General features: G+C 38.3%; 8 protein-coding genes. 4 read left to right on the forward strand and 4 right to left on the reverse strand.

Features of this window, described 5'->3' with window-relative positions; all coding sequences use genetic code 11:
- The first annotated feature begins 95 nt into the window (after window positions 1-95).
- A complete protein-coding gene (locus FC85_RS13160) occupies window positions 96-818 on the forward strand; it encodes a GW dipeptide domain-containing protein (RefSeq protein ID WP_057865974.1) in 723 nt (240 codons plus the stop codon).
- An 86-nt stretch (window positions 819-904) separates the two neighbouring features.
- On the opposite strand, the gene FC85_RS13165 is transcribed toward FC85_RS13160, so the two are convergent.
- Window positions 905-1,204 (reverse strand): DUF2316 family protein, encoded by a 300-nt coding sequence (locus FC85_RS13165; protein ID WP_057865975.1) that lies wholly within the window; start codon window positions 1,202-1,204, stop codon window positions 905-907.
- Between the two features lie 312 nt (window positions 1,205-1,516).
- On the opposite strand from FC85_RS13165, the gene FC85_RS13170 reads away from it, so the two are divergent.
- Window positions 1,517-2,431 (forward strand): prenyltransferase, encoded by a 915-nt coding sequence (locus FC85_RS13170; protein ID WP_057865976.1) that lies wholly within the window; start codon window positions 1,517-1,519, stop codon window positions 2,429-2,431.
- Window positions 2,432-2,497: 66 nt separating this feature from the next.
- Here FC85_RS13170 and FC85_RS13175 read toward each other — a convergent pair whose 3' ends face one another.
- Window positions 2,498-3,061 carry a TetR/AcrR family transcriptional regulator gene (locus tag FC85_RS13175; protein ID WP_057865977.1) on the reverse strand — a complete coding sequence of 188 codons (564 nt, stop codon included), beginning with the start codon at window positions 3,059-3,061 and terminating at the stop codon, window positions 2,498-2,500.
- Between the two features lie 177 nt (window positions 3,062-3,238).
- Between FC85_RS13175 and FC85_RS13180 the strand changes: the two genes are divergently transcribed.
- Window positions 3,239-6,217, forward strand: a complete 2,979-nt coding sequence (locus FC85_RS13180; RefSeq protein ID WP_057865978.1) for an MMPL family transporter — start codon at window positions 3,239-3,241, stop codon at window positions 6,215-6,217.
- Between the two features lie 91 nt (window positions 6,218-6,308).
- Here FC85_RS13180 and FC85_RS13185 read toward each other — a convergent pair whose 3' ends face one another.
- A complete protein-coding gene (locus FC85_RS13185; RefSeq protein WP_057865979.1) occupies window positions 6,309-7,079 on the reverse strand; it encodes an SDR family oxidoreductase in 771 nt (256 codons plus the stop codon).
- A 265-nt stretch (window positions 7,080-7,344) separates the two neighbouring features.
- Between FC85_RS13185 and FC85_RS13190 the strand changes: the two genes are divergently transcribed.
- Window positions 7,345-7,692, forward strand: coding sequence for a magnetosome magnetite crystal formation protein family (locus FC85_RS13190; RefSeq protein ID WP_057865980.1), 348 nt, complete (start codon window positions 7,345-7,347; stop codon window positions 7,690-7,692).
- A 176-nt stretch (window positions 7,693-7,868) separates the two neighbouring features.
- Here FC85_RS13190 and FC85_RS13195 read toward each other — a convergent pair whose 3' ends face one another.
- Window positions 7,869-9,254, reverse strand: coding sequence for a L,D-transpeptidase (locus FC85_RS13195; RefSeq protein ID WP_057865981.1), 1,386 nt, complete (start codon window positions 9,252-9,254; stop codon window positions 7,869-7,871).
- Between the last annotated feature and the right edge of the window lie 143 nt (window positions 9,255-9,397).

Below are 9,397 nucleotides of genomic sequence, written 5' to 3' on the forward strand. Positions count from 1 at the left end.
ATCGTTTTTTAATTTTTAACTGAATTCGGATAGCACTACCCACATAATAAGTGTATACTTCTTGAATAATTATAATTTGATTGGAGGAAAGTCATTTGAAATTACATTTATCCCATTATTTTTCAGCTTTAATAATCACCATTAGCTTAGTAACGGTCACCGCTTTTTCCAAGTCAGCTGATGCTGCAACCACAGTGTTAACAGATGAACCACTACAGACTGATGCTAATACTAGAAATTATCTACCCACCGGTGCAAATGCCCTTTATTCAAAAGTTCCCGGTCAAAGTGGTGCCAAGGTTCTGGCCAAAGCAACTGATCTTAAAACACTAGCCACAACGGCCGATCAAGGTCAAACCTATTTTCGCGGGTATCGGGTTGCCCAGACTAATGATGGTAACTTCTATTTAAAAGTTGTTTCATTTAATAAGACTTACCGGGGTTGGATTTATGTTGGGACCACAAACCCGGCCGATGACAGTACTCAAGTAAGCAATGGCTTAAAGTCCGTTCAAACTTTTAAAGAAGGCACTTTAGATCCAAATGTTGCTAATACAACGTATTACTTCTCAACGCCAAAATCTTCGACATTAACAGTCACACAACCCGATTGGACTCAATATAAGGTCGGACGTAATCTGAGCGCAACAACTTCATACGTAAATGATTCATTAAATGTCACCAAGGTTGGCACCAAACAGAATAACCGTGACAACAACGCGACGTATTACTATGTTCAAGATGCCGCTAATCCACAAGTGAATGGTTGGATAAAAGCTTCAGAATTAACAACAGTGAAACAAACTTATAATTATTAAAAAACGGATTCATAATCGATGTAAAAGAGACCAAGCGTAATAAGTGCAATTTACGCTTGGTCTCTTTTTAAATTTCTAAAATATTTTTAAGCTAATTGTCCCTGATCAATAAATTGATCGTTCAAAAATCCAAAACGTTTTGGATCACCAATCAACTTACTAAACGGATACGGTTCTTTTTCTTGAGCCAAAATTTGTTTGAATAAATAGTTTCTTAATATCCACGGCTCTTCAATTCTTGCAGGATGTAAATTCAAAACTGCTTGGATATGTTCAGGAGTTGAATGTAAATCTTTAGCAGCCCGTTCTAATGACACCCCGGCCAGATCAAAATTCTTCTGTAATTCATCCCGAGTAGCTGCAGCTTCATCTGCGGTTAAAGACATTATCAATCCCGTTCCTTTCTGTAATAAAGTAGCCAAATGCGCTTGGCTTGCCTAGACAGTTCTGTCTAAACCTGTTCGCAATTGCAAATCCATTGCTCGATTGAGACTTTCAAGAGTATCCAAATCTCAATCATTGCTCCAGAGCATACGCATCATTTCTCACTCTCATCATTTCCTTGTATGCGAATACATTAAATGTATGCTAACATATCTTGGCAGAAGTCACAAATATTTATCATGATTCTTTGGTATAATAAAAGACGTTCTATTTTTCAAAATGTATTAATATCAATACCTCAGGGGTGATTTAATTTGAGAAAAGTTTTGCAATGGCAGTATGTTTATCGCTTGACAGAAATTTACACTGCACCATTAAATATTGTCTGGTTCATTCTTGGCGGCGCCATTGCTTATCAGCAATTCGGCACAATCAATCTAACCAATATCCTACTTTGCCTAATTGATGTCTTTATCTTTGATCTTGCAGTTAATGTTTCCGATAATTATTTTGATTTTAAACATGCTGCCGATCAAAATTATATGGAACAAACGAATCCAATTGGTAAATACCGACTAGATCCAAAAGCCGTTGGTAAATTGGCTGTTGCACTCTACATCATTTCTGCTATTTTCGGTTTCTTTCTTGTTTTACGAACTGGTTGGCCAATTCTTCTATTAGGTATTGTTGGTTATGCAATCGGGATTTTCTACACTGCCGGTTCACATCCAATAAATGCCACTCCGGTCAGTGAAACCGTGGTGGCATTATCAATTGCTTACCTAATTCAGTTGGTTTGTGTCTACGTGTCAATTTATCATGCTAACCAGATGACTTGGAAGGTAGCTGAGGTTACGTTTATGCTCTGCTTACCATTAACTTTGACGTTCTTCGTTCTCCAGCTCGCCAACGATACATCAGATTTGGACGAAGATATCAAAAACAATCGCTTTACTCTGGCTTACTACCTTGGTAAATCAGGATCCGTCCGACTCATGAAACTTTTGATGATTAGTGGGATGATTTTTCCGTTGATTACGGTATTCTTAAGACTCGCCCCTTGGCCGGTCGCCCTTTCAACATTATTATTCCCCATCTTGTGGAAGGGAATGCAGCCCTTTTTCCGGGTTCAGGATAAACAGAAAACATTCTTGCTAACCGTTAAAAACATGTCATTATTTTTTATTGTTTACACCCTATGTTTTGTTATTGGAACTTGGCTAATATAGTGAAAACGCTATTAATGTCACGAACGGCTCAATTAATGTGTAGATCATGGTAAGATATTCGTGTACTCAATTTAAAAGGGTATCCAAATATTTATGAGCTTGTTCCTGAGTGGTTGTCTGTTGCCGAAGAAAGATCCATTCCAGCACTAATAATACTGTGTCACTACAATGGTCTGCCATTAATTCAACGGGTAAGTCATATTTAGAATAGTCGATTGCCTTTCTGAATATTTTTTGCATTGTATTTTTGAAATAATTAATAAAACTATTAACTAACTGCCCGGAAAACTGATTATTCTGAAGGATGTTATTAAGCAGGTGCTTATTTTTATCAAAAATATCATACAGCCGGTCAAAATAAACAATTAATGCCCGATCTGACTCAACTTTAGTGACTTTGTCGACTTGAATTTCTTTGGCCAACGTGTACCAACAATAGTCAACCAAATCATATTTGTCATCGAAGTAGTTATAAAATGTTGCTCGTGGAAAATTACTAATGTCACAGATTTCATTCACACTAATGTGTTCAAATGACTTCTGAGAAAGTAATTCTAACATCGTCTTGGAGAATGCTTCTAAAGTTCGCTGCGCACCGCGAGTCGGTTTCTTGGACAAATCATATTTCATTATTGACCCACCTTTGTTTTTCATTTATTGCATTTTGTCTAAAAATAAACAAATGTCTTAAATTGTTGCTTGCATCAATTTCACGTTGAGTTTATCATCTTGAAGTGACTTATACAAGTGTCTAAATTTGAACGAACGTTAGTAATCGATTAATCAAAATAGAAAGGAAGTCAAATCATGCAGAAATTTAAAGAAAAACATATCTTAGCACTTATCATCTGGATTGGCCTGTTGTTAATTGCCATTTTTACATTACCCAACATTTCACAACTGGTCCGTGATAAGGGTGCAATTTCATTACCTTCATCTGTCCAAAGTGAAGTTGCCAATACCATTCAAAAAAAAGAGGAAGGAGGTAAAAGCGTTCGAACGCTTATCGCCGTTTATAACAACAAAGATGGTAAAATCACTGCCGAACAGTCCCAGCAAATTCAAGCGACAGTTCAAGCCATTCGAAACGATTCAAGTTTACATACAGTGAGTGTAACGAGTCCTGGTGATAATGCAGCAGCAAAGAAGCAATTAGTTTCCGATGATCAGACAACTCAGATGGTCATGATCACCGTCCCAAAGAAATATAAAGTCCGCTCCCAGAGCAATCAATTATTAGCAAAAATGAAAACAGCCGGACTGCGGACTTACGTTACCGGTAACGATATTTTAAATGAAGACTTTTCAAAGATTACCGAAGAAGGTTTGAAGAAAACCGAAATTATTGCCGCAATCTTTATTTTTATTGTGCTGATTATCGTTTTCCGATCAATTCTAATTCCAATTATCTCGCTGATCACCGTTGGTTTATCATTTTTAATTTCGTTAAACCTGGTTATGAATTTAGCCGCCAAATATAATTTTCCAATCTCAAACTTTACCCAAGTTTTCATGGTGGTGGTGCTCTTTGGGATTGGAACCGACTACAATATTCTACTGTATGACCGCTTCAAAGAAGAAATCAAAAAAGGCCAAGAAGCCGCTGCGGCAGCAAAGATTGCTCAACACCATGCCGGTCGAACAATTTTGTATAGCGGCTCATCCGTCTTAATTGGATTTACCGCCCTTGCGCTTGCCAAATTTGAATTTTATCGTTCCGGTGTCGCTGTGGCTGTGGGAGTTGCTGTTCTACTCGCCGTATTACTAACACTAAACATGTTCTTCATGTCAACATTGGGCAAACGCCTATTCTGGCCAAGCAAGAACTTAGATGCCCATGATCGCAGCTTTTTATGGCACCATTTATCCAGGCTTACTTTGTCCCATTCATTTATTATGGTTGGCATTCTAGTTATTGCTGCCATTCCGTTACTTTTTGTCGGGACTCAAAAGTTGAATTTCAATGATGCCGTTGAATTGCCAAACACTGTCAATTCTAAAGCTGGTTATAACATGATCCAAGCCCACTATCCTGCTGGTATGTCCGGCCCTTCAACCGTCTATATTCAAAGCAAGAAACCGCTCAATAACCAAAAGGATTTGGCAGAAATTGACCAATTAACCGGTTACCTTAAATCCGAACCTGGTGTTAAAAGTGTCGCTTCCGTCACCCGACCAGGTGGTACCAAGATCAAGTCACTCTACTTAAAGAGTCAACTAAGCAAGCTGGTGGCTGGATTAAATCAGGCTAACTACGGTCTGAAGAAAGTTCAAAAGGGGTTAGACAGCGCGAATAAGAGACTGGCCAGTCAAAACACCTCACAGAGCGTTTCACAAGTACAAAAATTAGCCAGTGGCGCCAATAGTTTACAATCCGGTGCCCAACAGCTGAGTCGCGGTGTTCAAAGTTACACGGCCGGCGTTAATAATTTGTCCAGCGGCTCCTCTCAATTAAGTCAGAGTACGGGCACTCTATCACAAAGTGTTGGTCAATTATCAGCAGGTAGTCAACAACTCAATCGCGGTGTTCAACAATTGCGATCCCGAACCACGAGGATTCAATCACTTCGTAATCGCGTGAATGGTCTGGCCGCTGGATCAAGCCAATTATCATCCGGTCTTGGTCAACTTAATTCACAGGTCTCTCCTTTCTCAAGCGGAGTTAGTCGGCTCAATCAAGGTGCTGGACAATTACGGCAAAATAGTTCGTCGTTAAATTCAGGGGCGCAACGAGTTGCCAGTGGTAGTGCCCAGGTTAATGCCGGGATGCAACAGTTGACCACCAAAATGAAACAACTGGAAGCTCAAAGCAAGCAGCTCCAATCCGGTTTGACATCGGCTAATGCAGCCCTTTCCAAGATTGATGACGGGACTAATACTGTTAACCAATATCTAAAGGAAATGCAGAAATCCTACTTAGGCGATACTTTCTACATGCCCGCCGAAACGGTTAAGAGTCCAACCTTCACACCATCGTTAGACTCATACATGTCAAAGGACCGTAAAATCACTAATATTTCAGTTGTTCTCAATAGTGACCCAAGCACAACTAAATCTGCTAACCGAATTCGGACGATTACCCGTGATGTTAATGCTAGACTAAAAGACAGTGATCTTAAAGATGCCAAAGTTGCGATTGGTGGTCAAAGTTCTCAAACTGCTGACCTGCAAAAAACCGCCAACGGTGACTTCTTGAGGACTGTGGCTATTATGCTGATCGGAATTGGCTTAGCATTGATGATTGTAACCCGTTCGCTGGTTCAAGCATTGACAATCATTGGTACTTTAATTGTCACCTACTTCGGTTCGCTACAAATTACCAAATGGCTTTCCAGTTACTTATTATTCCAAAACATGTTAACGTGGAATACCCCATTCTTTAGTTTCATCATGTTAATCGCATTAGGCGTTGATTACAGTATCTTTTTGATGATGCGTTATCGGGATGATGCCAGTGCTATTCCGGATGTTCGTCGACGAATCTTAAATTCATCAACGATTATCGGCACCGTTGTTATTTCAGCTGCTATCATTTTAGGGGGTACCTTTGCAGCGCTAATCCCTTCAAATGTCCTAACACTGATCCAAGTTGCAATGACCGTTATGGTTGGATTAGTTATTCTGGTCATTACTTTACCAATTATCATGTCTGCAATGGTCAAGTGGACCTATCCGTACGTTAATGATAAAATGTATCAGAAATCCATGGCCGAAAAAGATAAAAAGCTCAGTGATAAAGTTTCATTTAGAAGACGCCGTCAAGAAAATAAAGATAACGACGACTAATCATTACTAAAAAATGGCTCCCAGCAAAATGTGTTTAATTTTGCTGGGAGCCATTTTTATTTACAAGTTTAAAATACAGAAGCTATTTAATTTAACGAGCTGTCCAACCACCATCTGCTGTAATAACTGTTCCGTTAACGAAGCTCGACTGATCTGATGCTAAAAAGACAGCAACATCAGCAACTTGTTCTGGCTTACCAACAGGAGAATTCATGCCGCCAGCATCCCCTAATGCTTTCATTCCCAATTCATCAGGAGCATCAAGTGTTTTACCAATATTGGTTGCAATACTACCTGGTGCAATTGCATTAGCTCGAACATTGCCATAAACACCATAAGTCGCTGCAATGTTTTTCGTAATTCCAATTAAACCGTGTTTTGAAGCAGTATAGGCAACGCCACCTCTGGAACCAAACAGTCCACCAACCGATGCAATATTAATAATATTACCACCATCTTTTTGATTCTTCATATATTTAACTGCTTCACGCGATGCTAAAAATGGTCCGGTTAAGTTAATTGCAAGTACCCGGTTCCAAAGATCATCCGGCATATTTTCAATGATTTTAATATTGTCAACAATCCCCGCATTGTTAACTAAAATATCAACCTTTGAATAAGTGTCAACCGTCTTTTTAATCATCGCAACAATGTCATCTTCCTTAGCTACATTAGCAATAACGGTATCAACGGCTTCTCCAGTCGGATCGATGTCGTTAGCTGCCTGCTTGAGACCATCTGGATTAATGTCAGCCAACATTACCCGAGCCCCTTCTTCAACAAACCGGGTCGAAATAGCCTTCCCCATTCCTGAACCAGCACCGGTCACAATCGCAACTTTCCCCTTTAATAAATCTGTCATAGGTATCGGATCCTTTCTAAATTGCGTGCCTGACTTCCCTTCTCCAGCTTTATATTACCGTTAATACATTGATTTTATCAAATATAATGCCTTGTTTATCGATAAAAGATAAGACATCATAATATAACTTTATCATATAAAATAAGGCACCACATTTGACAACAACCAGTAAAAAACGCTATGCTCATATTATTAGTTTTTAAGATTTCGTAAAGCTTGTTGAAAGCCTTGCACATTAATTGCAGCTATTTATTTGGAGGTCCTCATGTCAGAAAAGAAAATCATCAATGCATTGTCTTATTTTTCAATTGTTTTTGCACCATTCATTTTTCCATTTATTGTTTGGCTGTTAACTGCGAACAATAAAGACGTTCATGAAACAGCCAAACACGCGTTTTTACTTCACTTAATTCCAGTAATTCTTTCAATCCTTACATTAATGTTAGTTGGGATTATGGGACTTGCCACTAAACAGACCCAGGCAACTGCTATTATGTTCGTTATTTTAATCGTGTTAGTGGCCCTAGTTGACTTAAGCATGTTTGTTTACAACTTATATTTGGGAATTAAAATTCTGTTAAGCGACGAAAATGACGCCGATCAGATCTCATAAAATAACGAACTACAAATAAATCAACTTTACAAAATATAATTTATAAAAAAACAGATTCCAATCACACAAATGACCAACTAGGACAACACCATCAGTCCAGTCATTCAGATAATTGAAATCTGTTTTTTATTTTTCGGGACCTTAGTTCATTATAACCAAAGTCAAATCAATTTACGTTAATAATAAATAACAACTCGTTCGTTTGTATGCGTATACTTCCAAACGCTCGGCATCTTTGATGGTGGATTATTTAAGCAACCATGAGAATGATATTGACCACGGGCACTTGGATTTCCATAAACTAAAGCCGGTTGCCATGGTGAATCATGAAGCCCAACACCAGACATTGTGATTGGCTCCCAGTAGCCAACCGGAGAAGCATATTTCGAACCATCACTATTTTTACCACGTAAGGTCGCGTGACGTTGACGATACATAATGTAGTAAGAGCCCTTTGGTGTCGCATTACCACCAGTCAATGTTCCAGACATAATCGGTACTTTAACCTTTAACTTACCATCTTTATAAACGTATTCTTCCAAGTTCTTCAAATCAACAGCCACATAAGTCTTACCAACACCCTTAGTACCGTAACCAGTCCCAACAGCATAATTGCTCAATTTAAGTGTTGCTGAATCCTGTTTTTGAAGATTTTTCAAAATTGCGTTTGAAAGTGTCGTTTGATTAATCTTCCAGCCATACGTTCCACCAGCCGCAATTCTAACTCGTTTAGGCGCCGTAATCGTTAACGACTTACCAGCTGTGTCTACTTTAGCAGCAAATTTGGCAACCCAGTTTTTAATTTTTACTGAATTAAACTTATATTTACCAGTCGCAGTCGGTTGGCCATCCGTTAGCCAATTTTTAGCAATAAAATGGTACGTTTTATTGTAAGTTCGCAATGTCACGGTATTTTTCAGAGCCTGTCGTAATTGTTTCTTCTGATTAACAATCGTTGTACTGGTTGGTGTTGCGGAGACTTCCTTTTTCATCTTCACAGAAATCATTAAATTATCTTTAGCTTGTTTCTTAAAAGATTTAACCATTGCTGCTTTATCAAGTTCGTTTCCTTGTTTACCCTTTTTAACAACTAACTTTTGGTTTTTCAAAAGGACTTTTGAATCACTTGTTGGTGTCCGGTCAGTGTTAATTTGATCGATTCGATTTTTAAATTGCGGCAATAACGTCTTAATTCTATAAGCATATTGCTTAGTCGAAACGTCTGACTTGGCATTTAATTTTTTGGAAGTAATTAACCCCATTGAACTGCGATCTTTGAATAATTGCTTAACATCACTTTGGTTAATTTTAATTCGTGAATTACGAACAACTAAATAATTGCCATTCTCATCAATATGGGTATTATTCAACTTCTTAGTAGCCTGGGCTACTGTTAACCCTGAAACATCAACATTATTAATTTTTGTAAATTTAAAATGATTCTGAAAGTAGATATGTGATCCGATAAATCCACCAAAAACCAGCAGGACAAGGACCAACAGACTTCGCTTCAATAGCGATCCCTTGTGCTTCTTCCTGCTAAACTTTTCTTTTCGTGACACTTTGCAGCCCCCTTATGAACATAAGTTTGTCTTTATTTTACGAGATTTATCAATGACAATCTACCAATTATTCCCGCATTAATGAGATGTCAAGGGCAGTTTAAAAATGTAGGTTTTCGGCAGAAAGAAATGTAGGTTTTCGG

The sequence above is a fragment of the Lentilactobacillus diolivorans DSM 14421 genome (genome assembly GCF_001434255.1).
Taxonomy (GTDB): domain Bacteria; phylum Bacillota; class Bacilli; order Lactobacillales; family Lactobacillaceae; genus Lentilactobacillus; species Lentilactobacillus diolivorans.

Coding starts and splice junctions, on each gene's coding strand:
- FC85_RS13165 (WP_057865975.1), bottom strand. CDS start 1,204: ATGTCTTTAACCGCAGATGAAGCTGCAGCTACTCGGGATGAATTACAG.
- FC85_RS13175 (WP_057865977.1), bottom strand. CDS start 3,061: ATGAAATATGATTTGTCCAAGAAACCGACTCGCGGTGCGCAGCGAACT.
- FC85_RS13180 (WP_057865978.1), top strand. CDS start 3,239: ATGCAGAAATTTAAAGAAAAACATATCTTAGCACTTATCATCTGGATT.
- FC85_RS13185 (WP_057865979.1), bottom strand. CDS start 7,079: ATGACAGATTTATTAAAGGGGAAAGTTGCGATTGTGACCGGTGCTGGT.
- FC85_RS13190 (WP_057865980.1), top strand. CDS start 7,345: ATGTCAGAAAAGAAAATCATCAATGCATTGTCTTATTTTTCAATTGTT.